At 71.1% G+C, this 26,879-nt stretch carries 16 protein-coding genes; 10 read left to right on the plus strand and 6 right to left on the minus strand.

What is annotated here, in order from left to right; genetic code table 11:
• The 5 genes from mtrB (at position 1) to ACH5AC_RS08445 (ending at position 7,074) form a co-directional block, all read left to right on the plus strand.
• Complete coding sequence (gene mtrB, locus ACH5AC_RS08425) at positions 1–2,085, plus strand: MtrAB system histidine kinase MtrB (protein ID WP_398860936.1); 2,085 nt, start codon at positions 1–3, stop codon at positions 2,083–2,085.
• A complete protein-coding gene (locus tag ACH5AC_RS08430) occupies positions 2,075–3,928 on the plus strand; it encodes an LpqB family beta-propeller domain-containing protein (RefSeq protein WP_398860937.1) in 1,854 nt (617 codons plus the stop codon). The genes mtrB and ACH5AC_RS08430 overlap by 11 nt, the downstream gene beginning before the upstream one ends.
• A gap of 111 nt (positions 3,929–4,039) precedes the next feature.
• Positions 4,040–5,098: a ComF family protein gene (locus ACH5AC_RS08435; protein ID WP_398860938.1), complete on the plus strand. Its 1,059-nt coding sequence runs from the start codon at positions 4,040–4,042 to the stop codon at positions 5,096–5,098.
• A 315-nt stretch (positions 5,099–5,413) separates the two neighbouring features.
• Positions 5,414–6,106: a ribosome hibernation-promoting factor, HPF/YfiA family gene (gene hpf, locus ACH5AC_RS08440; protein WP_398860939.1), complete on the plus strand. Its 693-nt coding sequence runs from the start codon at positions 5,414–5,416 to the stop codon at positions 6,104–6,106.
• A 203-nt stretch (positions 6,107–6,309) separates the two neighbouring features.
• The gene (locus ACH5AC_RS08445) at positions 6,310–7,074 is read left to right on the plus strand and encodes a response regulator (protein ID WP_398860940.1); all 765 of its coding nucleotides are present in this window, start codon (positions 6,310–6,312) and stop codon (positions 7,072–7,074) included.
• 19 nt (positions 7,075–7,093) lie between these two features.
• Here the strand turns inward: ACH5AC_RS08445 and ACH5AC_RS08450 are convergent, their stop codons facing one another.
• Entirely contained in the window at positions 7,094–8,266 is a 1,173-nt protein-coding gene (locus tag ACH5AC_RS08450) for a winged helix-turn-helix domain-containing protein (protein WP_398860941.1), read from the minus strand.
• Between the two features lie 49 nt (positions 8,267–8,315).
• Positions 8,316–8,885 (minus strand): GNAT family N-acetyltransferase, encoded by a 570-nt coding sequence (locus tag ACH5AC_RS08455; RefSeq protein WP_398860942.1) that lies wholly within the window; start codon positions 8,883–8,885, stop codon positions 8,316–8,318.
• A gap of 290 nt (positions 8,886–9,175) precedes the next feature.
• On the opposite strand from ACH5AC_RS08455, the gene secA reads away from it, so the two are divergent.
• Positions 9,176–12,022, plus strand: coding sequence for a preprotein translocase subunit SecA (gene secA, locus ACH5AC_RS08460; protein WP_398860943.1), 2,847 nt, complete (start codon positions 9,176–9,178; stop codon positions 12,020–12,022).
• 73 nt (positions 12,023–12,095) lie between these two features.
• Here secA and ACH5AC_RS08465 read toward each other — a convergent pair whose 3' ends face one another.
• Positions 12,096–12,725 carry an Rv3235 family protein gene (locus ACH5AC_RS08465; protein ID WP_398860945.1) on the minus strand — a complete coding sequence of 210 codons (630 nt, stop codon included), beginning with the start codon at positions 12,723–12,725 and terminating at the stop codon, positions 12,096–12,098.
• Positions 12,726–13,054: 329 nt separating this feature from the next.
• Between ACH5AC_RS08465 and ACH5AC_RS08470 the strand changes: the two genes are divergently transcribed.
• Positions 13,055–13,570, plus strand: a complete 516-nt coding sequence (locus ACH5AC_RS08470) for a DUF6912 family protein (protein ID WP_398860946.1) — start codon at positions 13,055–13,057, stop codon at positions 13,568–13,570.
• Positions 13,571–13,641: 71 nt separating this feature from the next.
• Positions 13,642–14,307 (plus strand): HAD family hydrolase, encoded by a 666-nt coding sequence (locus ACH5AC_RS08475; protein WP_398860947.1) that lies wholly within the window; start codon positions 13,642–13,644, stop codon positions 14,305–14,307.
• A 45-nt stretch (positions 14,308–14,352) separates the two neighbouring features.
• Here ACH5AC_RS08475 and ACH5AC_RS08480 read toward each other — a convergent pair whose 3' ends face one another.
• Positions 14,353–14,919 (minus strand): DJ-1/PfpI family protein, encoded by a 567-nt coding sequence (locus ACH5AC_RS08480; protein WP_398860948.1) that lies wholly within the window; start codon positions 14,917–14,919, stop codon positions 14,353–14,355.
• A gap of 1,197 nt (positions 14,920–16,116) precedes the next feature.
• Here ACH5AC_RS08480 and ACH5AC_RS08485 point away from each other — a divergent pair.
• On the plus strand, positions 16,117–21,054 hold the full coding sequence (locus ACH5AC_RS08485; protein WP_398860949.1) for an NAD-glutamate dehydrogenase: 4,938 nt from the start codon (positions 16,117–16,119) through the stop codon (positions 21,052–21,054).
• Positions 21,055–21,137: 83 nt separating this feature from the next.
• Positions 21,138–22,613, plus strand: a complete 1,476-nt coding sequence (locus ACH5AC_RS08490) for a hypothetical protein (protein ID WP_398860950.1) — start codon at positions 21,138–21,140, stop codon at positions 22,611–22,613.
• A 377-nt stretch (positions 22,614–22,990) separates the two neighbouring features.
• On the opposite strand, the gene ACH5AC_RS08495 is transcribed toward ACH5AC_RS08490, so the two are convergent.
• Both ACH5AC_RS08495 and ACH5AC_RS08500 read right to left on the minus strand, forming a co-directional pair.
• On the minus strand, positions 22,991–24,667 hold the full coding sequence (locus ACH5AC_RS08495) for a glycosyltransferase family 2 protein (protein WP_398860951.1): 1,677 nt from the start codon (positions 24,665–24,667) through the stop codon (positions 22,991–22,993).
• Positions 24,664–26,862: a CDP-glycerol glycerophosphotransferase family protein gene (locus ACH5AC_RS08500; RefSeq protein WP_398860952.1), complete on the minus strand. Its 2,199-nt coding sequence runs from the start codon at positions 26,860–26,862 to the stop codon at positions 24,664–24,666. Before ACH5AC_RS08500 ends, ACH5AC_RS08495 begins: the two co-directional genes overlap by 4 nt.
• Positions 26,863–26,879 lie beyond the last annotated feature (17 nt).

The raw sequence follows: 26,879 nt of genomic DNA on the forward strand, positions 1-26,879 counted from the left end.
ATGACCGGGGACAGTGTCGCTTCGGCCCCCGGCCGGTCCGGGGACCGTCCGGGGCGGCCTGTCGGCCGGAAGAAGGCCGGTTCGCGCTGGGAACGCCTCGTCGCGGGCGGACTGCTGCAGGGCGGGGTGCAGGGCAGCCCGGTCCTGCGGCTGCTGCTGCGCTGGGTGCGCCGCCCCCTGCTGCCGCTGATGCGGCTGTGGCGGCGCAACATCCAGCTCAAGGTCGTCGTCACCACACTGCTGATGTCGCTGGGCGTCGTGCTGCTGCTGGGCTTCGTCGTCATCGGCCAGGTGCGCAACGGGCTGCTCGACGCCAAGGTCAAGGCGTCCCAGAGCCAGGCCACCGGCGGTTTCGCCGTGGCCAAGCAGAAGGCCGACGAGGCGGCGAGCGCGGCGGCCGACGACGGCACGCCCGTGGACGAACGCTCCTCGCAGAACGTCATCGAATGGATGAGCGAACTCGTGTCGTCGCTGTCCAGCGGCGGCCAGGGCGCCTTCGACGTGGTCACCCTGCCCCCCGGCGACATCAGCGGCGGCGGACGCGGACCGCGCGCCTCCGGCGGCGTCGACCCCAACAAGAGCGTGCCCGAGAACCTGCGTGAACGGGTCAACAACAGCAACTCCGCCGCCCAGAGCTACACCCGCATCATCTATCTCAAGAGCGACAAAGAATCCCAGCCCGCCCTCGTCATCGGCAAGCAGGTCAACGACCCCAACGGCGACCCCTACGAGCTGTACTACCTCTTCCCGCTCACCCAGGAGGAGAAGTCCCTCAGCCTCGTCAAGGGCACCCTCGCCACCGCCGGACTCTTCGTCGTCGTACTCCTCGGAGCCATCGCCTGGCTCGTCGTACGACAGGTCGTCACCCCCGTACGCATGGCGGCCGGGATCGCCGAACGGCTCTCGGCCGGGCGGCTGCAGGAACGCATGAAGGTCACCGGCGAGGACGACATCGCACGCCTCGGCGAAGCCTTCAACAAGATGGCGCAGAACCTGCAGCTGAAGATCCAGCAGCTGGAGGACCTGTCGCGGATGCAGCGCCGGTTCGTCTCCGACGTGTCGCACGAGCTGCGGACGCCGCTGACGACCGTACGGATGGCCGCCGACGTCATCCACGAAGCCCGCGAGGACTTCGACCCGGTGACCGCGCGGTCGGCGGAACTCCTCGCCGACCAGCTCGACCGGTTCGAGTCGCTCCTCGCCGACCTGCTGGAGATCAGCCGCTTCGACGCCGGAGCCGCCCAGCTGGAGGCCGAACCCATCGACCTCAGGGAGGTCGTGCGGCGCGTCGTCGACGGCGCGGCGCCACTCGCCAAGCACAAGGGCACCACCCTGCGCATCGTCGGCGACCAGCAGCCCGTCGTCGCCGAGGCCGACGCCCGCCGCGTGGAACGCGTCCTGCGCAACCTGGTCGTCAACGCCGTCGAACACGGCGAGGGCAAGGACGTCGTCGTGAAACTCGCCTCGGCCGGCGGAGCGGTCGCGCTGGCGGTGCGCGACTACGGCGTCGGGCTCAAACCCGGCGAGGCGACCCGCGTCTTCAGCCGCTTCTGGCGGGCCGACCCGGCACGCGCGCGTACCACCGGCGGCACCGGACTGGGGCTGTCCATCGCCCTGGAGGACGCCCGCCTGCACGGCGGCTGGCTGCAGGCATGGGGCGAACCCGGCGGCGGCTCCCAGTTCCGGCTGACCCTGCCCAGGACCGCGGACGAACCCCTGCGCGGCTCCCCGATACCGCTCGAGCCCAAGGACTCACGCCGCAACCGCGGACTCAACGACGCCGGCCTGCCACGCGGCGGCGAGAAGAGCGCCACCGTACCCGTCCAGACGGCCGGAGAGCCGCTCCCACCCGGCCGGGCACCCCTCGCCCCCCGGATGGCCGCCGTGGCCCCCACGGCCGACCCCACGGCGCTGCCCGGCAACGGCGCACGCGTGGTCTCCCGGCCCGCCGCCACGGTCACCCGGCGACCGCACGACACGCCCGCCGCGGACGCGGCGCGCAACGAGAACCCCGACCGCGGCCACCGCAAGGACACCGCGCCGGAGTCCTCGGACGACCAAGGGGAGGCATTCCGTGGGCGCTGACCGCGAGGAGCGCACCCGCCGCGGACAAGGGCGGGCGAGGCAGGCGGGGCGCACAGGGACGTGGGCCGCCGCCGGCGTCGTACTGCTGGCCGGATGCGCCTCCATGCCCGACAGCGGCGACCTGCGCGGCGTGGACTCCACGCCGAAGCAGGACAGCCAGGTACGGGTCTTCGCCATGCCGCCCCGCGAGGACGCACCGCCCGCGGAGATCGTCCAGGGCTTCCTCGAGGCACTGACCAGCGACGACCCCAACTACTCCACCGCGCAGCAGTACCTGACCAGCGCCGCCGCGCGCACCTGGCGGCCCGAACAGTCCACCACCGTGCTCGTGGACGGGCCCGAGGCCATGGCCGACCGCACCGGCGACCGGGTCGACGGCGCCGACTTCTCCTTCACCCTCACCGGCACCCGCGTGGCCGCCGTCGACGCCCAGCAGTCGTACACGCCCGCCTCCGGCAGCTACAACCAGACCGTGCACCTCACCCGCGACAAGAAGTCCGGGCAGTGGCGCATCGACGCCCTCCCCCAGGGCGTCGTGATGGGCAAGTCCGACTTCCAGCGCAACTACACGTCCGTCGACAAGTACTACTTCGCGTCGAACGCCACGGTCGCCTCCTCACACCAGCCCGCCGCCGTCGCCGACCCCATCTACGTGCGCGAACGCGTCGACCCCACGACGCAGGTCGTGCGCTCCCTGCTCAGCGGCCCCACCACCTGGCTGCGGCCGGTCGTCAGGTCCAGCTTCCCCACCGGCACCGACCTGGCCGACGGCGCCGCCGCGCTGACGCCCGACGACCAGAACAGACTGGCCGTACCGCTCAACGACAAGGCCGCCCGCGTCGGACACGACCAGTGCGACGAGATGGCCGCCCAGCTGCTGTTCACCCTGCGCAGCCTCACGCCCACCGTCGACGAGGTCGAGCTGCGCTCCGGCGACAAGAGACTGTGCTCGCTCAGCGGGGACCGGGCCCAGGTCGTCGCCGACCGCGGCTCCGACACCCGGGCCGACTACCTGTACTTCATCAACGGCGAGCACCGGCTCGTTCGCATGGCCAACACCGACAGCAGCCACAAGGAAGCCGATCCGGTGCCCGGCGCGCTCGGCGACGGCACCCAGACACTGCGCTCGGTGGCCGTCACCCGCGACGAGCACATGGCGGCCGGCGTCACCATCGACGGCAGGGCGCTCTACGTCGGCTCCATGGTCACCGGCAACTCACTCGGCGAACCCGTCCTGCGCAGCCAGGGCAGGACGGAGGCCGACCGCCTGACGCCACCCAGCTGGGACATCCAGGGCGACCTGTGGGTGGCCGACCGCAACCCCGCCGCCCCGCAGCTGTACCTGCTGCAGAAGGGCGCCGGCACACCGCTCCCCGTGCGCACGCCCGGGCTCGACGGGCGGATCAACGCCGTACGGGTCGCCGCCGACGGGGTGCGGGTCGCGCTCGTCGTGGAGAAGGACGACAAGCAGTCGCTGCTCATCGGACGGATCGAACGCGAGGAGAAGAGCGGGGAGCAGCCCACCGTGTCCGTGCAGGAACTGCGCTCCGCCACGCCGGAGCTGGAACAGGTCACCGCCGTGTCGTGGGCCGGTGACAGCCGGCTCGTGGTGGTCGGCCGCGAGTCCGGAGGAGTCGAGCAGGTCCAGTACGTCCAGTCCGACGGCTCGATCCCCGAGGGCAGCACCCTGCCCGGCCTGACGAAGGTCCAGAGCATCGCCGCGTCGACCGACAGCGAGGCCCCGCTCTTCGCCACCTCCGAGAACGGGCTGCTGTGGCTGCCGGGGGGCAGCGGGTGGCGGACGTTGAAGGACAAGGCGTCGGCTGTGTTCTATCCGGGGTGAGCTGCGGATCTGCTGCCCTCGACCGAGCCCTCCTGACGGTTTTCCACAGGAGGGCTCGACAGTTTTCCACAGGGGTGGTCCGGCGGCGGCGACACCGGCACAGTGGTGGGTGTGGACGGCGTACGGGGATGGTGGCAGGACCTCACCGACCTGGTGCTGCCGGGTGAGTGCGGGGGGTGTGGGCGGCCTCGTACGGTCCTGTGCCCGGAGTGTCGCGCCGCGCTGAGCGGGGCGGTGCCGCGGCGGGTGCGGCCCGTGCCCGAGCCGTCGGGGCTGCCGGCCGTGTATGCGGCGGCGCCGTATACCGGCGAGGTGCGGGCCGTGCTGCTGGCGCACAAGGAGCGGGGGGCGTTGGGGCTGGGGCCGGCGTTGGGGGTGGGGTTGGCGGGGGCGGTGCGGGTGGGGTTGGGGGAGGGGGGAGGGGGCCCGGCCCCCAGGGACGTGGTGCTGGTTCCGGTTCCGTCCGCGCGGAGCACCGTGCGCGCCCGCGGCCATGACCCCGCGCGGCGGATCGCGCTCGCCGCCGCCGGTGAGCTGCGGCGGACCGGGACGCCGGCGCGGGTGGCGGCTGTGCTGCGGCAGCGGCGGGCGGTGGCGGATCAGGCGGGGCTCAACTCCCGGCAGCGGCTGGCCAATCTGGTGGGTGCGCTGGCGGTGACGGCGGCGGGGGCGCGGGTGCTGGCCGGGGGGCGGGTGGTGATCGTCGACGACCTGGTGACGACGGGGGCATCGCTCGCGGAGGCCGCGCGGGCGGTGCGGGAGGCGCTGGCGGATGTGTACGACGGGGCGGCGGGGGGAGGCGTAAGGGCAGGGTCCGCGGGGTCTGGCTCGGCGCGGGCCGGTCAGGGCTCGGGGTGCTCTGCCGGAGGTGGCTCGGTGCGGTCTGCTGGACACGGTTCGGCGCAGTCGGCCGTAGGTGGCTCGGCGCGGTCCGCCGGGTATGGCTCGGGCGTCGTCCAGGGCCGGCCGGGCGAGGGGTTGGACGGGTGCGCGGGGCGGCGCGGTGGCGGGGGCGGCGGCGGAGGCCGAGGCTCTGCCGGCGGCGGGGGCCTCGGCGGGGATCCTGCTGGTCGTGGACTGGCCGGCGGAGGTGAGTGGGGCGGCACCGATCTCGTCTGCGCCGCTGTGGTCGCCGCGTCGCCGGATTCCTTCGAAATAAACCGGAACTGAGCGTGAACTCGCGACGTTGCAGGTAATGAGAAGGCTAATTCACCTGAACGGAGGTACGCCGCAGTAGAGGGTGACGCCATCCGTCCGGGCGAGATATGTTCGGTTGTGAGGGAAAGCCGCAGGCCACACCTCTCATATCCGAATGCCGTGCTGCGGTGGTCCGCAATCACCCGCAGCGTCAGGGGTGGAGATCGCGCCCACGGGGGAGGAGGAGGTGGAAGTCACCGAGTCCGAGGTTCCGGCACTCACCGGAGCCTGGTGCAAAAGGGAGATGCTCCGCCAGGGATGCGGAGCGATCCGGGAACGGAGTTCTGCGTGGACATCGTCGTCAAGGGCCGCAAGACCGAGGTGCCCGAGCGGTTCCGCAAGCACGTGGCCGAGAAGCTGAAGCTGGAGAAGATCCAGAAGCTCGATGGCAAGGTGATCAGCCTCGACGTCGAGGTGTCCAAGGAGCCCAACCCCCGACAGGCCGACCGGTGCGACCGAGTGGAGATCACGCTCCGCTCCCGCGGTCCGGTGATCCGGGCGGAGGCAGCGGCCAGTGACCCGTACGCGGCACTCGACCTGGCGGCGGAGAAGCTGGACGCCCAGCTGCGCAAGCAGCACGACAAGCGGTACACGCGGCGCGGCACGCGCCGGCTCACGGCAGCGGAGGTCCCCGACCACGTCCCGGGTGTGGCGACGCTCAACGGCAACGGTCACGCCCTGGTGGGCGAGGAGTCGGAGGCCGTGCCCACCAAGAAGATCGGCTCGCTGGAGGTCCAGGGCGAAGGCCCCCTGGTGGTCCGCGAGAAGACCCATGTGGCTGCCCCGATGACCCTCGACCAGGCCCTCTACGAGATGGAACTGGTCGGACACGACTTCTATCTGTTCGTCGACTCCGAGACCAAGGAGCCCAGCGTCGTCTATCGGCGGCACGCGTACGACTACGGCGTGATCCACCTCAGGACGGACACGATGGTCACCCAGGCGCACGCACCCGGGTCGGGTGGCACGCTGGGCGGCTGAACCGCCTCGGTGACGGCTGAGAGGTGCCCCTGGAGCGCGTGTGCGCCCCCAGGGGCACCCGCGTGCGACCCCTTCGCGCCCTGCTCTGTCACCGTGTTGTCGCCCGGGCATGGAATCATGGCCGCAACGGTCCAACGGGTGGGCCGTTGCCTTGCGTTGGCGATGGCACTGGACCACGGCCACAGCCTTCAGGGGGAGGAACGATGGCGGACAGCTTCGGACCGATGCAGGACGGCACTGCCGACGGCGCCGTCGTCGGCATGGGCCCGGACGCGGGCACGGACACCGGTACGGGCACTCCACGCAAGGAGCCGATCAGAGTCCTGGTCGTGGACGACCACGCCCTGTTCCGCCGCGGCCTGGAGATCGTGCTGGCGGCCGAGGAGGACATCCAGGTCGTCGGTGAGGCCGGCGACGGGGCGGAGGCGGTGGACAAGGCGGCGGATCTGCTGCCCGACATCGTCCTGATGGACGTACGCATGCCCAAGCGCGGGGGGATCGAGGCGTGCACCTCCATCAAGGAGGTGGCCCCCAGCGCGAAGATCATCATGCTGACGATCAGTGACGAGGAGGCCGACCTCTACGACGCGATCAAGGCGGGGGCGACCGGCTATCTCCTGAAGGAGATCTCCACCGACGAGGTGGCCACTGCCATTCGCGCGGTGGCCGACGGGCAGTCGCAGATCAGTCCGTCCATGGCGTCGAAACTGCTCACCGAGTTCAAATCGATGATCCAGCGCACCGACGAACGGCGGCTGGTGCCCGCGCCGCGGCTCACGGACCGTGAGCTGGAAGTACTCAAGCTGGTCGCGACGGGGATGAACAACCGGGACATCGCCAAGGAGTTGTTCATCTCCGAGAACACCGTGAAGAACCATGTCCGCAACATCCTGGAGAAGCTGCAGTTGCACTCCAGGATGGAAGCGGTGGTGTATGCGATGCGGGAGAAGATCCTCGAGATTCGGTGAGGGCGCCGGAACCGGTCGGTCAGGCGAGGAGGCGGGCGAGTTCCCCGGTGAGGGGGGCGCGCAGGGATTCGTTGTCGATGCGTTCGACGCGTACGTCGGTGCAGTCGACCCAGCCGGCCGCCTCGACCAGCGCCTGGGCCACCGCCGGGACCGCCTTGGGGCCGTCCAGGGTGATCTGTCGGGCGACCAGGGTTGTGCCCTCGCGGGCCGGGTCCACGCGGCCGACGAGGCGGCCGCCGGCCAGGACCGGCATGGCGAAGTAGCCGTGGACACGCTTGGGCTTGGGGACGTACGCCTCCAGGCGGTGGGTGAAGCCGAAGAGGCGTTCGGTGCGGGCGCGTTCCCAGATGAGGGAGTCGAAGGGGGACAGCAGCGTCGTGCGGTGGCGGCCGCGCGGAGGTGTGGCGAGGGCCGCCGGGTCGGCCCAGGCGGGCTTGGACCAGCCCGCGACCGTGACGGGTACCAGGCCCGAGTCGGCGATCACCGCGTCGACCTGGTCGCCCTTGAGGCGGTGGTAGTCGGCGATGTCCGCGCGGGTGCCGACACCGAGGGATTCGCCGGCCAGGCGGACCAGGCGGCGCAGGCACTCGTGGTCGTCCAGGTCGTCATGGAGGAGGTCCGTGGGGACGGCGCGTTCGGCGAGGTCGTAGACGCGTTTCCAGCCGCGGCGTTCGACGCAGACGACTTCGCCGTACATCAGGGCGCGTTCCACGGCGACCTTGGTGCCTGACCAGTCCCACCACTCGCTGGTCTTCTTGGCGCCGCCGAGTTCGGTGGCGGTGAGGGGGCCCTCGGTGTGGAGCTGCTTGATGACCTGGTCGTAGACGCCGTCGGGGAGGGTGTGGTTCCAGTGCGGGCGGTCGCGGTAGGCGCGGCGGCGGAAGGCGAAGTGGGGCCATTCCTCGATGGGGAGGATGCAGGCGGCGTGGGACCAGTACTCGAAGGCGTGGGTGTCCCGCCAGTAGGCGTGCTCGACGGTCCTGCGGCCGACGGCGCCCAGACGGGCGTACGGGATGAGTTCGTGGGAGCGGGCGAGGACGGAGATGGTGTCGAGCTGGACCGCGCCGAGGTGGCGGAGGACACCGCGGACGCCGGCCTTGCGGTCGGGGGTGCCGAGAAAGCCCTGGGCGCGCAGGGCGATGCGGCGGGCGTCGTCCGCGGAGAGCTCTGTGGTGGGGCGCGGGGTCGTCATGGCTCGCACGATAGGTGGTGGTACTGACAGTGGGCGCTGAGCTGGGGTTTCAGGGGCGGTGGGGGAGGTAGGGGGCGGTGGAGGGCAGGCCGAGGTCGGAGGGGAGCAGGGAGGCGATCCAGGAGTCCCTGCGGGTGCCTTTGTTGTTGAGGGCGGAGCGGAGGGTGCCTTCCAGGGTGAAGCCGGCCTGTTCGGCGACCGCGCGGGAGGCGGTGTTGCCCACTTCGGCCCGCCATTCGACGCGGTCCACGGCGAGGCGGGTGAAGGCCCAGCGGGAGGCGGTGAGGGCGGCCTCGGTGGTGTAGCCGTGGCCGCGGTGTTCCTTGGCCGTCCAGAAGCCGATCTCCACGGTGCCGAGGGAGCGCGCGGTGAGGCTGAGGAGGCCGGTCAGGGTCGCGTCGGGGAGGAAGACGCCGAAGGTGTACATCGAGTCCGTCGCCCAGCCGTCGGGTGCCTGTTGTTCGATGAAGGTGCGGGCGTGTTCGAGGTGGTAGGGGGAGGGGATCGTCGTCCAGCGCTGGATGTCGGGGTCCTGGGCGGCGGTGTGCACCGTGTGTGTGTCGGCGGGGGTGAGCGGGCGCAGGACGAGGCGGTCCGAGGTCAGGGTGACGGGGTCCATCGGACGATTGTGGTGGGCGGTGTCCGGGCGTGCCATTGCCTCGCGGAGCGTGAGGGTGTGATCACAATTCGCGCAATGCGGTGGGCGGATGCGGCACTATCCGGGAGCCCCGGCCGTTGTCCCCTTCGAAGGAGCTCGAAGAAGAATGTGGAGCAGGTGCGCGGCAGCGTGCGGCCCTCGTGCGGCAGGCCCTCCCGGCGCGGTGGGGTCCTCGCATACGATGGCCGTTGCTCAGTAAGTCAAATCGAAACCGACCGTCCCAGGCCCGACCGGCAAGGAGACCAACCCCCGTGTCCGTCCTCTCGAAGATCATGCGTGCAGGCGAAGGCAAGATCCTGCGCAAGCTGCACCGCATCGCGGACCAGGTCAACTCCATCGAAGAGGACTTCGTCGACCTCTCCGACGCCGAGCTGCGGGCCCTCACCGATGAGTACAAGCAGCGGTACGCCGACGGTGAGAGCCTCGACGACCTGCTGCCGGAGGCGTTCGCCACCGTGCGGGAGGCCGCCAAGCGCGCCCTCGGCCAGCGTCACTACGACGTGCAGATCATGGGTGGCGCCGCCCTGCACCTCGGCTATGTCGCGGAGATGAAGACCGGTGAGGGCAAGACCCTCGTCGGCACCCTGCCCGCCTATCTCAACGCGCTCTCCGGCAAGGGCGTCCACCTCATCACGGTCAACGACTATCTGGCCGAGCGCGACTCCGAGATGATGGGCCGCGTCCACAAGTTCCTGGGTCTGAGCGTCGGTTGCATCCTCGCCAACATGACGCCGGCCCAGCGCCGCGAGCAGTACGCCTGCGACATCACGTACGGCACGAACAACGAGTTCGGTTTCGACTACCTGCGCGACAACATGGCGTGGTCCAAGGACGAGCTCGTCCAGCGCGGCCACAACTTCGCCATCGTCGACGAGGTCGACTCCATCCTCATCGACGAGGCCCGTACGCCGCTGATCATCTCCGGCCCGGCCGACCAGGCCACCAAGTGGTACGGCGACTTCGCCAAGCTGGTCACCCGCCTCAAGCGCGGCGAGGCCGGCCAGCCGCTCAAGGGCATCGAGGAGACCGGCGACTACGACGTCGACGAGAAGAAGCGCACGGTCGCCATCCACGAGGCCGGTGTCGCCAAGGTCGAGGACTGGCTGGGCATCGACAACCTGTACGAGTCGGTGAACACCCCGCTCGTCGGTTACCTGAACAACGCCATCAAGGCCAAGGAGCTCTTCAAGAAGGACAAGGACTACGTCGTCCTGGACGGCGAAGTCATGATCGTCGACGAGCACACCGGCCGTATCCTCGCCGGCCGCCGTTACAACGAGGGCATGCACCAGGCGATCGAGGCGAAGGAAGGGGTGCCGATCAAGGACGAGAACCAGACGCTCGCCACGATCACCCTGCAGAACTTCTTCCGCCTCTACAAGCGCCACGACCACGACGGCAAGGAAATCCCCGGCCTGTCCGGCATGACCGGTACGGCGATGACCGAGGCCGCCGAGTTCCACCAGATCTACAAGCTCGGCGTGGTCCCGATCCCGACCAACCGGCCGATGATCCGCAACGACCAGTCCGACCTGATCTACCGCACCGAGGTCGCCAAGTTCGAGGCCGTCGTCGACGACATCGCCGAGAAGCACGAGAAGGGCCAGCCGATCCTCGTCGGCACGACGTCCGTCGAGAAGTCGGAGTACCTCTCGCAGCAGCTCAGCAAGCGCGGCATCCAGCACGAGGTGCTGAACGCCAAGCACCACGAGCGTGAGGCGCAGATCGTCGCCCAGGCCGGCCGCCGGGGCGCTGTGACGGTGGCCACGAACATGGCCGGCCGTGGTACGGACATCAAGCTCGGCGGCAACCCCGAGGATCTCGCGGAGGCGGAGCTTCGCCAGCGCGGCCTCGACCCCGAGGAGCACATCGAGGAGTGGGCGGCCGCGCTGCCCGCCGCGCTGCAGAACGCCGAGCAGGCCGTGAAGGCCGAGAAGGACGAGGTCGAGGCGCTCGGCGGCCTGTATGTGCTGGGCACCGAGCGGCACGAGTCGCGTCGTATCGACAACCAGCTGCGCGGTCGTTCCGGCCGTCAGGGCGACCCGGGCGAGTCCCGCTTCTACCTGTCGCTGGGCGACGACCTGATGCGGCTGTTCAAGGCGCAGATGGTCGAGCGCGTGATGTCGATGGCCAATGTGCCGGACGACGTGCCGATCGAGAACAAGATGGTCACGCGCGCGATCGCGTCCGCCCAGTCGCAGGTCGAGACGCAGAACTTCGAGACCCGTAAGAACGTCCTGAAGTACGACGAGGTCCTCAACCGCCAGCGTGAGGTCATCTACGGCGAGCGGCGCCGCGTCCTGGAGGGCGAGGACCTGCACGAGCAGGTGCAGCACTTCATGGACGACACGATCGACGCGTACGTCCAGGCGGAGACCGCCGAGGGCTTCCCGGAGGACTGGGACCTCGACCGGCTGTGGGGCGCCTTCAAGCAGCTGTACCCGGTGAAGGTCACCGTGGAGGAGCTGGAGGAGGCGGCCGGTGACCGGGCCGGTCTGACCGCGGAGTTCATCAGCGAGTCCATCAAGGACGACATCCACGAGCAGTACGAGGCGCGTGAGGCGCAGCTCGGCTCGGAGATCATGCGTGAGCTGGAGCGCCGGGTCGTGCTGTCGGTCCTGGACCGCAAGTGGCGTGAGCACCTCTACGAGATGGACTACCTCCAGGAGGGCATCGGTCTGCGCGCGATGGCGCAGAAGGACCCGCTGGTCGAGTACCAGCGTGAGGGCTTCGACATGTTCTCCGCGATGATGGACGGCATCAAGGAGGAGTCCGTCGGCTACCTGTTCAACCTGGAGGTCCAGGTCGAGCAGCAGGTCGAGGAGGTCCCGGTCGAGGACGCCAAGCCGGTGGCCGACCTGGAGAAGCGCGACGCGGTGCCGGCGCAGGCGACGGTGCGTCCGGAGATCCGCGCGAAGGGGCTGGACGCCCCGCAGCGTCGGAATCTGCACTTCTCCGCGCCGACCGTGGACGGTGAGGGCGGCACCATCGAGGGCGACTTCGCCGGTGACGAGGAGCCGGTCCGTTCGGAGGCGGACGGGCTGACGCGCGCGGAGCGCCGTAAGCAGGCGCGGGGCGGTCGGCGTCGTAAGAAGTAGGTGGCGTCGGCGGCGGTAGCCGTGTGAAGGGCCGGTCACTCCCTGTCGGGGTGGCCGGCCCTTTGGCGTTCCCTCAGTCGTGGCGTGTGTGCGGGCGGCGGGGGCCGCCCAGTTCCACGGCGGTGCACCGCCAGCGGTGGTCCTGGCCTTGTTCCAGGCGGAAGGCCATCGCGCGCAGGCGGTCGCCGGTGCCGATGCGGGCGAACGCCTCGACGGCGCCGGGGCGTGGTTCGTAGTAGCCGATGTCGCGGACGACGGGGCGGAGGCCGTGGGTGGCGCGCAGGGGGCCGTGTGCGGCGAGGTCGGCGAGGTCGTCGTAGGCGGCGCCCAGCGTGTACCGGAGCATGGAGTGGACGGGGCTGCGGCCGGTGAGGACGGCGAGGAGGCGCTCGGCGAAGAGGTCGGTGGGGCGTTGCTGGGGGAGGGGGAGGGGGTGGCGTGGTGTTCCGGTGGGGGTGGTGGGTCGGTTGTCGGTGGGGCGTACGGGGGTGGGGCCCGTGGCGGCCGGGGTGCTGGGTGGGCGGCCGTCGGCGGGTGCGGTGCGGGTGGTGCCGCCGGGGAGGCGAGGGGGCGGGCCGCCGGGGGTGGTCAGGGGAGTCCTGCCGGGGGCGCGGGGTGGGGTGCCGCCAGGGCGGCTGGTGTCGCGGCGGGTCGGCGGGCGGTTGGCCGGGCGGCGTTGGGTCCTGGTCATGACCTTGTGCATGGCGATCCCCGTTTCTGGTGAGCACTCTGCGCACCCGGTTGATACCGGGCGGTAACTTGACGGTGGTGATCTTGTACGGGGCCGGAGGGTCCGGCGGCAAGGAGGTGGCCCTGCGCGGCGGGGCGCCTGGAGGATTCACTCATCCGGGTGGCGTGGGGGCCGGGGAGGCCCGTGGCGATGCGGCGGGGGCGGGTGAATTCCGGGCCGGAGAGTGACGTGGGCAGGGGTGCGGGCACGGACTCGAAAGGGGACCCTCGCACGTATCCTGAAGCCTCCGGAGCGCCGAGCGGGGCGCCTCCGGTCACGACGACCACGGAAAGCGGCCAGCCATGCGCGTCTACGTCCCCCTGACCCTCCCCGGGCTCGCCGAGGCGCACCGGACGGGGGAGCTGGGGCCCGGGCCGCTCGTCGCGTACGGCGTCACGCCCGCGCTGCGTGAGTGGTACCTCTCCGACGACCTCGAGGAACTGGAGTACGCGGCCCTCAGCCGGGCCGCGCTGGCCTCGCTGCGGCTGCTGGCGGCGGACCCGGGGGCGCCGCGGCGGCGCGTCGTGGTCGCCGTCGACGTGCCGGAGGGCGCCGCGACCGCCGACCCCGACCGCGGACTCGATCCGGCGGCGCTGGGGGAGGTACGGGTCGCCGGGGTCGTACGGCTGGCCAAGGCGGCGTCGGTGCACGTCGACGCCGGGGACGCGGAGGCGGATGTCGCCGCGGCGGCGGAGGCGCTGGCGGCGGCGGACGCCGGGGACGATGACGCGCAGTTCGTGGTGGACGGTGCCGAGGACCATGAGCTGCTGTGGTACGCCACGCAGGAGATCGCGAATCTGGTGGGCGCGGTGGGGTGAGCGGGTGAGGCCGTGCGCGGGTGTGGGCGCTGGGCTCTTGATTGTCAGTGGTGGCGGGTACGTTTGTCGGCATGGGGAAGCTGGCAGGGGCGCACATTGTGTGGGACTGGAACGGGACGCTGTTCCACGACAATGACGCCATCATCGGGGCGACGAACGCGGCGTTCGCGGAGCTGGGGCTGGAGCCGATCACGCTGGAGCGGTATCGGGCGCTGTACTGCGTGCCGGTGCCGAAGTTCTACGAGCGGTTGATGGGGCGGCTGCCGACGGATGCCGAGTGGGAGGTCATGGACGAGGCGTTCCATCGGTACTACGCCGAGGAGCGGGTGCGGTGCGGGCTCACCGCGGGGGTGGAGGAGCTGCTCGTCGGGTGGCGGTCGGCGGGGCACAGTCAGTCGCTGCTGAGCATGTACGGGCATGAGGAGCTTGTGCCGCTGGTGCGCGGTTTCGGGATCGAGGCGCACTTCGTACGGGTGGACGGGCGGACCGGGCCGTCCGGGGGCAGCAAGGCCGAGCACATGGTGCGGCATCTCGGTGCGCTGGGCGGGGTGGATCCCTCACGGACGGTCGTGATCGGGGACGCGGCGGACGACGCGGTGGCGGCGCGGCATGCGGGCGCGCGGGCCGTGCTGTACACCGGGGGGTCGCACAGCCGGGCGAGCCTTGAGGGGGTGGGGGTTCCGGTGGTGGACACGTTGGCGGAGGCCGTCGAGGTGGCGGAGGGGCTGGCGGCGTGATCCGGCGCCCCTGGGGAGGGGCGCCGGGTTTGTGTGGAGGTGGGCTCAGGTGGCCGGTGCCTTCGCGCGGAGCACTGTCAGGAATTCGCGCATCCACGCCGGGTGGTCCGGCCAGGCGCGGGAGGAGACCAGCGTGCCGTCGACGACCGCCTCGGCGTCCCGGTAGGTCGCGCCGGCCGACTGCATGTCGATCTCCAGCGCCGGATACGCGGTGACGCGGCGGCCGCTGAGGGCGTCGACGGCGGCGGTGAGCAGGGGGCCGTGGCAGATCTGGGCGACGGGCTTGTCGGCGTCGAAGAACGACTTGAGGATCTTGCGGAGTTCCGGGTCGTTGCGGAGGTACTCGGGGGCTCGGCCGCCGGGGATGACGATGGCGGCGTACTGGCCGGGGTCGACCTCGGAGAAGGCGAGGTCGGCGGGCCAGGTGTAGCCGGGTTTCTCGGTGTAGGTGTCGAAGCCGGGTTCGAAGTCGTGGACGACGAACTGGAGCTTCTTGCGGGTGGGGGCGGCGATGTGGACCTCGTAGCCCTCCTCGCGGAGGCGTTGGTAGGGGTAGAGGACCTCCAGGGACTCTGCTGCGTCGCCGGTGACGATGAGGATTTTCGCGGTCATGGTGCGGGGCTCCTCGGTGGCGTGCGGTGTGCGGTGTCTTTGGGCAAGGTGCCGCTCCGTGAGGGGCTTGCCAAGGGCGCGCGGTCGTTTTCAGGGTGCGCCGGGTCGGGGGCGCGCGTCGACTTTTCTCGCCCCCGCCGCCCCTACCCGTCCCATCCCCAGGGGCTCCGCCCCTTCGACCCCACCCGGGGCTGCCGCCCCCGGGACACCCGCCGGGGCTCCGCCCCTGGATCCCCGCCGGGGCTCCGCCCCTGGATCCCTGCGGGTTTCGGCTCCCATGGCCCCGCGGACTTTGGCTCTGGGACCCCTTGCGGGGTTTCGGCCGCAACGGCGCCCTGTGCCCCGCGCGGGCATGCGGCGGCTGCGCCCCTGCGAGCTGTGGCCCCCCGGGCCCGCCGAGGGTCCGCAGGGCCCTGCCGGTTGAGCCCCGGTGGGGTTGTTGCCGGGCGAAGCCCTGCGGTGTCCCGGGGGCAGCAGCCCCCTGGTGGGGTCGAAGGGGCGGAGCCCCGGCGGGGCCGAAACCCCGCAGGGTGCCGGTTCAGCCCGGTGGAGTTCTTGCCGGGCGAAACCCGGCAGGGATCCAGGGGCGGAGCCCCCTGCGGAGCCCTCCACCGGCGGACGCCGGAGCGGAGCCCCCCACGGCGGGGGTCTGAGCGGAGTCCCCCACGGCGGGGGTCGGAGAGGAGTCCCCTACTGGTGGAGTCCGGAGCGGAGGCCCCCGCTGGTGGAGTTCGGTGGGTCTTGGTGTGTGGGCTTGGTTGATGGGGGTGGGCGGCATACGTGTCGGTGGTTGGGGCCTGTGCAGAACGTCAAAGTTCTGGGCTCTGTTTTGTACACATACGGCTCATGACGGGGCACCCGTAAGGAGCGATAGCCTTAGTGGCGTGATCAGCGCGATATCTCGCGGGGGCGGCGTTGCCCCTGCCCTGCGCCCGGCATGCACGGATCAACTCCGTGACCGGGCGGCGGTCGCTGGTCTTCGCGGGGCGCCCTGCACTCCCCGGGCAGGGGCGGCGCAGAGAGCGGCGTCACACCGCTCGGGCAGCTCAAATGTGGCTCAGAAACCCCCGCTCATCTCACCTTCCGGCATAGCGTCGACACAGACCGGACATCCCGCGTCGCGGCGTCACGCCGGAGGGCAGGAGACCGTACTTCCTTCTACGTCACGCAACGGCGCGCGACAGGAGCCAGAGGACAATGCAGACCAAGCTGGACGAAGCCAAGGCCGAGCTGCTCGAAAGGGCCGCCCGGGTCGCTGAGAACAGCCCGGTCGGGGGGCACCTACCGACCGGGACGACGGGCGAGGGCGCACCGGACACCCCGGACCACGACTCCGTGCTCTCGTTCCTCCAGCGCTACTACCTGCACACCGCTCCGGAGGACCTCGGCGACCGCGACCCGGTCGATGTCTTCGGGGCCGCGCTCTCGCACTACCGGCTGGCCGAGAAGCGGCCGCAGGGCACCGCCAACGTCCGTGTGCACACCCCGACCGTCGAGGAGAACGGCTGGACCTGCAGCCACTCCGTCGTGGAGGTCGTGACGGACGACATGCCGTTCCTCGTCGACTCCGTCACCAACGAGCTGACCCGGCAGGGCCGCGGGATCCATGTCGTCATCCACCCGCAGATCGTCGTACGGCGTGATCTGACCGGGAAGCTGATCGAGGTGCTGGGCGGTCCGTCGGCCGCCGGGCTTCCGCATGACGCGCACGTCGAGTCGTGGATCCATGTCGAGATCGACCGCGAGACCGACCGTGCCGACCTGAAGCAGATCACCGTCGATCTGCTGCGCATCCTGTCCGACGTCCGTGAGGCCGTCGAGGACTGGGAGAAGATGCGGGACGCCGCGCTGCGCATCGCCGAGGGGCTCGAGGACGAGTCCGTGCCCGGCGACCTGCCCGGGCCCGACATCGAGGAGGCCCGTGAGCTGCTGCGCTGGCTCGCCGACGATCACTTCACCTTCCTCGGCTACCGCGAGTACCAGCTGAGGGACGACGACTCGCTGGCCGCCGTGCCCGGCACCGGACTCGGCATACTGCGCTCCGACCCGCACCACGCCGGCACCGACAGCCACCCCGTCAGCCCCTCCTTCGAGCGGCTGCCCCGTGACGCCCGCGCCAAGGCCCGCGAGCACAAGCTGCTCGTCCTCACCAAGGCCAACAGCCGCGCCACCGTGCACCGGCCGTCGTACCTCGACTATGTCGGGGTCAAGAAGTTCGACGCGAACGGCGAGGTCATCGGGGAGCGCCGCTTCCTCGGGCTGTTCTCGTCCGCCGCCTACACCGAGTCCGTCCGCCGCGTGCCCGTCATCCGGCGCAAGGTGGACGAGGTGCTCAGGGGCGCAGGGTTCTCCCCCCACAGCCACGACGGGCGTGACCTGCTCCAGATCCTGGAGACGTACCCGCGTGACGAGCTCTTCCAGACCCCGGTCCCGGAGCTGCAGTCCATCGCCACTTCCGTCCTCTACCTCCAAGAGCGCCGCAGGCTGCGGCTCTACCTGCGGCAGGACGAGTACGGGCGCTACTACTCCGCGCTGGTCTACCTGCCCCGCGACCGCTACACCACCGGCGTCCGGCTGCGGATCATCGACATCCTGAAGGAGGAGCTCGGCGGTATCAGCGTCGACTTCACCGCCTGGAACACCGAGTCGATCCTGTCCCGGCTGCACTTCGTGGTGCGAGTCCCGCAGGGCACCGAGCTGCCGCAGCTCAGCGACCGCGACAAGGAGCGCATCGAGGCCCGGCTGGTCGAGGCCGCCCGGTCGTGGGCCGACGGGTTCGCCGAGGCGCTCAACGCCGAACTCGGCGAGGAGCAGGCCGCGGAGCTGCTGCGCCGCTACCACAACGCCTTCCCCGAGGGCTACAAGGCCGACCACACCCCGCGCGCCGCGGTCTCCGACCTGGTCCACCTGGAACAGCTCGACGAGCAGCGCAACTTCTCGCTCAGCCTCTACGAGCCGGTGGGCGCCGGCCCCGACGAGCGCCGCTTCAAGATCTACCGCAAGGGCGACGCCATCTCCCTGTCCGCGGTGCTGCCGGTCCTCAACCGGCTCGGCGTCGAGGTGATCGACGAGCGGCCGTACGAGCTGCGCTGCGCGGACCGCAGCCACGCCTGGATCTACGACTTCGGCCTGCGCATTCCCAAGGCCGCGGGCGGCGGCGACCACCTCGTCGACGACGCGCGTGAGCGGTTCCAGGAGGCGTTCGCGGCGACCTGGACCGGCAAGGCGGAGAACGACGGCTTCAACGCGCTGGTGCTGGGCGCCGGGCTGACCTGGCGGCAGGCGATGGTGCTGCGGGCGTACGCCAAGTACCTGCGGCAGGCCGGTTCCACGTTCAGCCAGGACTACATGGAGGACACCCTCCGCACGAACGTCCACACCACCCGCCTGCTGGTCTCCCTGTTCGAGGCGCGGATGTCACCGGACCGGCAGAAGGCCGGTCACGAGATCGTCGACGCCCTGCTGGAGGAGCTGGACGCCGCCCTCGACCAGGTGGCCTCGCTCGACGAGGACCGCATCCTGCGGTCCTTCCTCACCGTCATCAAGGCGACCCTGCGGACGAACTTCTTCCAGGAGGCGGAGGAGGGCACGCCGCACGACTACGTCTCCATGAAGTTCGACCCGCGGGCGATCCCCGATCTGCCGGCGCCCCGCCCGGCGTTCGAGATCTGGGTGTACTCGCCGCGCGTCGAGGGCGTGCACCTGCGGTTCGGGAAGGTCGCGCGCGGTGGCCTGCGCTGGTCCGACCGGCGTGAGGACTTCCGTACGGAGATCCTCGGCCTGGTCAAGGCTCAGATGGTGAAGAACACCGTCATCGTGCCGGTCGGCGCCAAGGGCGGCTTCGTCGCCAAGCAGCTGCCCGACCCGTCCGTGGACCGGGACGCCTGGCTCGCCGAGGGCGTCGCCAGCTACCGCACGTTCATCTCGGCGCTGCTCGACATCACCGACAACATGGTGGCCGGCGAGGTCGTCCCGCCCGCGAGTGTCGTCCGGCACGACGAGGACGACACCTACCTGGTGGTCGCCGCCGACAAGGGCACCGCGACGTTCTCCGACATCGCCAACGAGGTCGCGGGCAGCTACCACTTCTGGCTCGGCGACGCCTTCGCCTCCGGCGGCTCGGCCGGCTACGACCACAAGGGCATGGGCATCACCGCCCGCGGCGCCTGGGAGTCCGTCAAGCGGCACTTCCGTGAGCTGGACGTGGACACGCAGAGCGAGGACTTCACGGTCGTCGGCATCGGTGACATGTCGGGTGACGTGTTCGGCAACGGCATGCTGCTGTCCGAGCACATCCGGCTGGTCGCCGCCTTCGACCACCGGCACATCTTCATCGACCCGCACCCGGACGCCGCGACCGGCTACGCCGAGCGCCGCCGCCTGTTCGAGCTGCCGCGCTCCAGCTGGGCCGACTACAACACGGATCTGCTGTCGGCGGGCGGCGGGGTGTTCCCGCGCAGCGCCAAGGCCATCCCGGTCAACGGTCACATCCGCGAGGCCCTCGGCATCGAGGACAAGGTCACCAAGATGACCCCGGCCGACCTGATGAAGGCCATCCTCAAGGCGCCGGTGGACCTGCTGTGGAACGGCGGCATCGGTACGTACGTCAAGGCGGCGAGCGAGTCCCACGCGGACGTCGGCGACAAGGCCAACGACGCCATCCGCGTCGACGGCGCCGACCTGCGCGTCAGGGTCGTCGGCGAGGGCGGCAACCTGGGCCTGACCCAGCTCGGCCGGATCGAGTTCGCGCAGACCGGCGGCAAGGTCAACACCGACGCCATCGACAACAGCGCGGGCGTGGACACCTCCGACCACGAGGTGAACATCAAGATCCTGCTCAACGGCCTGGTCGCGGACGGCGACATGACCGTCAAGCAGCGCAACAAGCTGCTCGCCGAGATGACCGACGAGGTCGGCCGTCTGGTCCTGCGCAACAACTACGCGCAGAACACGGCGATCGCCAACGCCCTCGCCCAGTCCAAGGACATGCTCCACGCGCAGCAGCGGTTCATGAAGCACCTGGTCAGGGAGGGGCACCTGAACCGGGCGCTGGAGTTCCTGCCCACCGACCGGCAGATCCGCGAACGCCTCGGCGCGGGCCACGGCCTGACCGGCCCGGAGACGGCCGTACTGCTGGCGTACACGAAGATCACGGTCTCCGAGGAGCTGCTGCACACCGGGCTGCCCGACGACCCGTACCTGCGCGGACTGCTCTACGCCTACTTCCCGACCGCGCTGCGTGAACAGTTCGCCGAGCACATCGAGAGCCACCCGCTGCGCCGCGAGATCACCACGACCGTCCTCGTCAACGACACGGTCAACACGGGCGGTACGACCTATCTGCACCGGCTGCGTGAGGAGACCGGCGCCTCGCTGGAGGAGATCGTCCGGGCGCAGACCGTGGCCCGTGTGATCTTCCGCCAGGCCCCGGTGTGGGACGCGGTCGAGGCCCTCGACAACCGGGTCGAGGCCGCCGTGCAGACCCGGATCCGGCTGCACTCGCGGCGCCTCGTCGAGCGCGGCACGCGCTGGCTGCTCAACAACCGGCCGCAGCCGGTGGAGCTCGCCGAGACCGTCGACTTCTTCGCCGACCGGGTCGAGCAGGTGTGGACACAGCTGCCGAAGCTGCTGCGCGGCGCGGACCTCGACTGGTACCAGCAGATCTACGACGAGCTGACCGCCGCCGGCGTCCCGGACGAGGTCGCCACACGCGTGGCCGGGTTCTCCTCCGCCTTCCCGACGCTGGACATCGTCTCGGTGGCCGACCGCGTGGGCCGGGACCCGCTGGACGTCGCCGAGGTGTACTACGACCTCGCCGACCGGCTGCACATCACCCAGCTCATGGACCGCATCATCGAGCTGCCGCGCGCGGACCGCTGGCAGTCCATGGCCCGCGCCTCGATCCGTGAGGACCTGTACGCGGCGCACGCGGCGCTGACCTCGGACGTCCTCGCCGTGGGCAACGGTACGTCCACGCCGGAGCAGCGCTTCAAGGCGTGGGAGCAGAAGAACGCGGCGATCCTGGGGCGGGCGCGGGCGACCCTGGAGGAGATCCGGGCATCGGAGACCTTCGATCTGGCGAATCTGTCGGTGGCCATGCGGACGATGCGGACGTTGTTGCGTACGCACTCATAGCCGTACGACCAGAGCGGCGCCCCGGGCTGTGACAGCTCGGGGCGCTCGTACATTTCGGGCAAAACGGGAATTACAGTGCTGGCGTGAGCACGACGCATGCCGCGCTGCGGAGAACGACGGCCGCCGCGCAGGTGGCCGCCGCACTGATCGTCCTGCTTGTGCTGCTGGTGATCGTCCGGCTGCCGTGGGCCGGCGACCTCGGGATGCACGCGGCGACCGTCGCGCGGCTGCGGCACAGCCTGGTCGACCCCGGCAATCCGCTGGTCGACGCGGACACGCCGAGTCCTTACTACTCGCCGTGGATGCTCGTGCTCGGGTGCCTGGCACGGGTGACGGGGGCTTCCGTCTTCGTGGTGCTGCGCATCGGTGCGCTGGTCGGGCTGGGGCTGCTGGTCACGGGTGTGTGGCGGTACGTGCGGACCCTGAGCGCGCATCGGGCCGCGCCCGCGCTGGTCGTGCTGTGCCTGGTGTTCCTGTGGGGGACCTCGCAGTTCGCGTGGAGCGGGTTCCTCGGGCTGAACTCGCTGGCGCTGACGGTGTCGTATCCGAGCGTGTTCGCGCTGGGGCTGGCCTTTCACCTGTGGGCGTGGCTGGCGGGGGCGGTGCGGTCGGGGGGCGAGGGGTGGGGGGTGTGGCTCGGGCTCGGTGTGCTGTGGGCGGTGATTCTGCTCTGTCATCAGTTCTCGGGGGTCGTGGCCTCCCTGGGGGCGTTGGCCACCGTGGTCGCCGCCGCGCCGGGGCGGGACGTGTGGCTGCGGCTCGGGGGTGGGCTGGCGGTGGGGCTGGTGGTGCTGTGGGTGTGGCCGTACTACGACTTCTTCGCGCTGCTCGGGGCGGGGGGCGACCTGGAGTCGGTGCATCGGGGGCTGTACCGGGATCTGGTCGGGCGGTACTGGCTGGTGGTGCTGGGAGTGGTGGCGCTGGGGATGCGGTGGGGGCGGGAGCGGCGGGATCCGCTGGTGCTGTTCTTCGTGCTGGCGGTGGTGGTCGTCGTGGTGGGCGGGGTGAGCGGGCACTACTCGTGGGGGCGGGCGCTTCCCGCGGTGTTGATTCCGGCGCAGGTCGCTGCCGGGGTGGAGGCGGTGGGGGCTTGGAGGGGGCGGGTGGTGTGGGCGGGGGTGCTGGGTGCGGCGTTGGCGGTGGGGGCCTGGACGCAGGTGGGGACGGTGGGGTATGTCGTGCCGCGGGGGGCGCTGCCGGAGCCGGTTGCGGCGCGGTATCGGGAGCCGTGGGTGGGGTACCACTGGGTCACGCCGTGGGTGAAGTACGGGGATGTGGTGATGGCCCGGACGGTTGTGGCGCGGCAGATTCCGGCGTACGGGGCGTACACCGTGGCGCCCGGGTATCCCGACTTCTTTCTGCCGGATGCGGGGCGGAGGGAGGCGGCGGTGCGGCGGTACTTCGCGGAGGGGACGTCGGTGGGGGTGCGGCGGGGGATTGTGCGGGTGTATCGGGTGCGGTGGGTGGTGGACCGGGGGGTGGGGGGTGTGCGGGATCCCGGGTTGCGGGTGGTGGCTCGGGGGCCGGGTGGGCAGGTGCTGTACGAGGTGCTGCCGTGAGGGTTCTCGCCCCCGCCGCCCCTACCCGTCCCATCCTGAAGGGGCGCTGCCCCTTCGACCCCGCCAGGGGGCTCCGCCCCCTGGACCCCCGCGGGGCTTCGCCCCTGCACCCCACCGGGGCTTCGCCCCTGGCCCCGCCCGCGGGGCTTTGCCCCTGCACCCCACCGGGGCTTTGCCCCTGGCCCCTCGGGGCTTCGCCCTGCACCCCAACCGGGTCCTTCGCCCCTGGTCCCCCCGCGGGGCTTTGCCCCTGCACCCCACCGGGGCTTTGCCCCTGGCCCCGCCCGCGGGGCTTTGCCCCTGCACCCCCCTGGGCCTCCGTCGGCCCTTAAGGGGGCTCGTCCTCAAACGCCGGACGGGCTGGAATGTGTCCCCGGCTATCGCAGTGCGCTTCTCAGTAGTCGGGCCGTGCGGCGTAGTCGTGGGTGGGCCAGGCGTCGTAGCGTCGGGCGGATGAGTTTGCCTGCGAGGCCCACTGGTTGCCAGTGGATCTGGAGGCGGCCTGGGGCGCGGGGCTCGGGTTCGATCGTCACACGGTGGGGGGTGGTGCCGGCGTGGTAGGGGACGCGGGTCGTCCAGGTCGGGAAGGTCGAGGGGGCCAGGAGGATGGAGGTGTTGGTTCTGGTCCGGTGTTCGATGCGCAGTTGAGGGTGGCGGGTGGCTGCGAAGCCGTGGAGGGGGAGGGGGGCTGCGGCGAGGTCGAGGTGGGCGTGGCCTTCGAAGACGCCGGGGCGGAGGGGGGAGAGGCGGAAAGGGGCGGTCAGGCGGTGTGGGCCCGTGGCGAGGAGGAGGGCGGCGCGGTGGGGGCCCACGGGGAGGCGGAGGCCGGGGTCGTAGGTGCGGATCGTCAGGTCGAGGGAGCAGATGCCCGGGCCTCTGGTGATCTCCGTGATCTCGTGGCGGAACAGGGCGTCCCGGAAGGGGCGGGTGTCCAGGTCCAGGTCCGTGATGTCCAGTTCGCGGCGTGACCAGTCGGTGGCCGGGAGGGTCTCGCCCCAGTACGGGCGGCCCTCGGCGTCCGTCGTGATCCGACTCGGCGCCACGGCGTGCGCCAGGCCCCGCGCCGCCGCCCGTGCCTCGGGGAAGCGGCGGTCGCGGATCAGCTGGAGGACCACCCGGTCCGGGCGCGGCAGACGCGCGTAGGCCGCGGGGGACAGGGTGTCCAGGTAGGGGTTGACGATGTCGGCGAAGGAGGCCAGCCAGTCGTCGTCCCGGTACGGCAGGTCCCCGGCGTACATCCGGAAGTCGTGCTTGAGGAACTTGTAGTCCTTGTCCTCCCGCAGCGCCCCGTGCCCGCTCTCGGCGAGGAAGTCGTCGACGAGGCGCTGGACGTGGACGCGGTCGCGGACGTTCTCCAGCCGGTGGCGCTGGTTGGAGATCGAGCGGGCGTCCGTGGCCGCGTAGGGCTCGATGTGCCAGCGGTACACCGGCTCCGGGACGATCGTGAACTCCTTGGCCAGACAGTACGCCTGCGCCGAGAACAGCTGGTCCTCGTAGTGGATGCCCTCCGGGAAGCGCAGGTCGTGGCGGTCCAGGAAGGCGCGGGCGTACATCTTGCTCGTCGACAGGTGCTCGAAGAGCAGGCGGGGTTCGGACTCGATGCCGGCCACCGTGCGGCGCTCGGCGACCAGCTGCGGCATCCAGGTCGTACGGCGGCCGCCGTCCTCCCGGATCCGCTCCACCGCGCCCATCGCGAAGTCGATCTCCCGTTCGCGGTGGGCGGCCAGCAGCAACTCCACCGCGCTGTCCGTGAGTTCGTCGTCGCTGTCCAGGAACATCACATACGGGGCCCGGGCGATCTCCAGAGCCCGGTTGCGGGGGGCGCCGCAGCCGCCGCTGTTCTCCGGCAGGCGCAGCACCCGGATGCGGGGGTCTCGGGCCGCCAACCGCCGTGCGACGGCCGGCGTTTCGTCCGTCGAGTGGTCGTCGCTGATGATGATCTCGATGTGGGCGTGGGTCTGGCGGCGGACCGACTCCACGGCTCGCGGGAGGCGTTCCGCGTCGTTGTAGACGATCACCGTGACCGTCACGTCGGGGTTCGCAGGGCCTTTCACAGGGCCTCCCGGGGGCTCGGTGCCGGTGTGCGTTCCGCCGGCGGGATCACGGGCGGCAGGGTGTCCTCGCTCTCGCCCAGGAAGACCCGGCGTACGACCCGTTCGGCGGCGCGTCCGTCGTCGTACTCGCAGAAGCGGCGCCGGAAGGCCGCCCGTGCCTTGGTCGCGCTCTCGTCCTGCCATGCCTCGGTGGCGAGGATCTCGGTCAGTTCCCGCTGGGTGCGGGCGACCGGGCCGGGGGGCTCGGCCATCAGGTCGAAGTAGACGCCGCGGGTGGAGCGGTACGTCTCCCAGTCGTCGGCGTAGACGACGATCGGGCGGTCGAGGTTGGCGTAGTCGAACATGATGGACGAGTAGTCCGTGACCAGTGCGTCGGCGGCCAGACACAGGTCCTCGACCGGGTCGTAGGCGGAGACGTCGATGATCCGGCCCGTGCGGCGCAGGGTGGTGGTCAGCGGGGACGGGGCGCTGTCGTAGAAGTAGTGGCCGCGGACCAGGAGGACGGTGTTCTCGCCGAGCCGGTCGGCGAGGGCGGCGAGGTCGAGGCGGGGTGTCCAGCCGCTCTCGTAGTCGCGGTGGGTGGGGGCGTAGAGGATCGCGCGGTGGGCCGGGGAGATGCCCAGGCGGTCGCGTACGGCGCGGATGTCGGCGGCGGTGGCCGTGTAGAAGACGTCGTTGCGCGGGTAGCCGTGGTCGAGGGATATGAAGCGGGAGGGGTACGCCCGCTGCCACATGCGGGTGGTGTGGCTGTTCGCGGAGATGCTGTAGTCCCATTTGTCGACCCGGGCGAGCAGGGCCTGGAAGTCGAGATCCCGGGCGGCGGCGGGGAACTCCATCTGGTCCACGCCCATGCGTTTCAGCGGGGTGCCGTGGTGGGTCTGGAGGTGGACCGCGTCCGGGCGTTTGACCACCCAGTTCGGGTAGTTGACGTTGTTGACCAGGTACTTCGCCGTCGCCAGCACCTCGCGGAAGCGGCGGGTGCCGGGGAGCACATGGTCGGTGTGCGGGGGCAGGAGGGCCGCGTTCTCCGGGGTCACCACCCATATCGGGTGGATCCGCGGGGCGAGTTCGGTGAGCTTGGCGGCGATCGCCGCCGGGTTGCAGGCGACTCCGCGGTTCCAGTACGCCGCGAACACGGCCAGGTCGGGGTCGACCGGGTGGGAGAGGTACCTGCGGTAGTGGTGGTCGCCGAGCGCGGTGGCGACCTGGCGTCTGCGGGTCCGTACGGCCGACTTCGTGGCGCGACGGGCGCGGTTGGCCGCCTGGAAGGCGCGGTACCTGGTGTACGCGTTCTGCTCCAGGAGGGCGTGGCGGATGCCCTCGGGGCCGGCGGGGCGGCGGTAGCCGGGCGGGCGGTGTCGGACGGCCGCCTCGGAGGCGCGGCGGAAGAACTCGCGGGCCTCCTCGTCCGGCAGGCCGGCGCGGGCGAAGGTGCGCAGGCAGTCGCGGACCATGAGGTCGTGGAGGACGGCGTGGGGGGCGGGGCGGTTCGAGGTGAGGGCGAGGAGTGTCTCGTAGCGGTCGATGAGGGCGTGGTGCTGCTCCGGGGTGGGCGGGGGGAGGCTCTCCGGGCGCACCACGTAGTGCTCGTACGCGACTTGGTCGAGGGTCGCGATGCGGTCGGCGTGGAGGAGGGCGGCGTGGGCGGTGAACGGCTCGTCGTGGGGGGTGAGTCGCTGTTCGTGCGCCTGCCAGAAGCGGGTGCGCAGGGCGCGGTTGCCGAGGAGCGGGGTGACGCGGAGTGCGGGGCGGGCGATGTCGTCGAGGAGCTGGGCGGGGCCGGCCGCGCGGGCGAGGAGGGGCCCGTCGGCGGAGGGCAGGCCGGATCTCTCCCAGGTGGAGCGGACGTGGTCGAACAGCAGGACGTCCACCTCGTCCGGCAGTGCGGCGGCGCGCTCGGCGATCGTGCGGGGGGCGCCGGGGGGCAGGCCGTCCTTGGCGGGTACGAAGTGCAGCCAGCGTCCGTCGGCCCGGGCCGCCCCCGCCGACCGGGCCGTGGCGTCGTCCGTGCCGTCCGGCAGGGGCAGCACCAGCATCTCCGGGACGTACGCGCGGGCCGTCTCCTGCGCCCAGGCGCCGACCGCGGCCACGATCACCTCGACCTCGGGGTGGGGGTGCGCCGCCAGGGAGGCGAGGAGTCCGGTCAGGCGGTCCTGGGTGTTCGGCCCGTGGACGATGACGCTGAGCTCGGGCATCGCGGGGCTCCTTCCCT

The sequence above is a fragment of the Streptomyces sp. NPDC018693 genome (assembly GCF_044391385.1).
Lineage (GTDB): Bacteria > Actinomycetota > Actinomycetes > Streptomycetales > Streptomycetaceae > Streptomyces.

Excerpts from the sequence above, each read along its gene's own strand:
- ACH5AC_RS08485 (WP_398860949.1), top strand. The coding sequence starts at position 16,117 with ATGCAGACCAAGCTGGACGAAGCCAAGGCCGAGCTGCTCGAAAGGGCC.
- ACH5AC_RS08500 (WP_398860952.1), bottom strand. The coding sequence starts at position 26,862 with ATGCCCGAGCTCAGCGTCATCGTCCACGGGCCGAACACCCAGGACCGC.
- ACH5AC_RS08470 (WP_398860946.1), top strand. The coding sequence starts at position 13,055 with ATGCGCGTCTACGTCCCCCTGACCCTCCCCGGGCTCGCCGAGGCGCAC.
- ACH5AC_RS08450 (WP_398860941.1), bottom strand. The coding sequence starts at position 8,266 with ATGACGACCCCGCGCCCCACCACAGAGCTCTCCGCGGACGACGCCCGC.
- ACH5AC_RS08475 (WP_398860947.1), top strand. The coding sequence starts at position 13,642 with ATGGGGAAGCTGGCAGGGGCGCACATTGTGTGGGACTGGAACGGGACG.
- ACH5AC_RS08465 (WP_398860945.1), bottom strand. The coding sequence starts at position 12,725 with ATGCACAAGGTCATGACCAGGACCCAACGCCGCCCGGCCAACCGCCCG.
- mtrB (WP_398860936.1), top strand. The coding sequence starts at position 1 with ATGACCGGGGACAGTGTCGCTTCGGCCCCCGGCCGGTCCGGGGACCGT.
- ACH5AC_RS08445 (WP_398860940.1), top strand. The coding sequence starts at position 6,310 with ATGGCGGACAGCTTCGGACCGATGCAGGACGGCACTGCCGACGGCGCC.
- ACH5AC_RS08455 (WP_398860942.1), bottom strand. The coding sequence starts at position 8,885 with ATGGACCCCGTCACCCTGACCTCGGACCGCCTCGTCCTGCGCCCGCTC.
- ACH5AC_RS08480 (WP_398860948.1), bottom strand. The coding sequence starts at position 14,919 with ATGACCGCGAAAATCCTCATCGTCACCGGCGACGCAGCAGAGTCCCTG.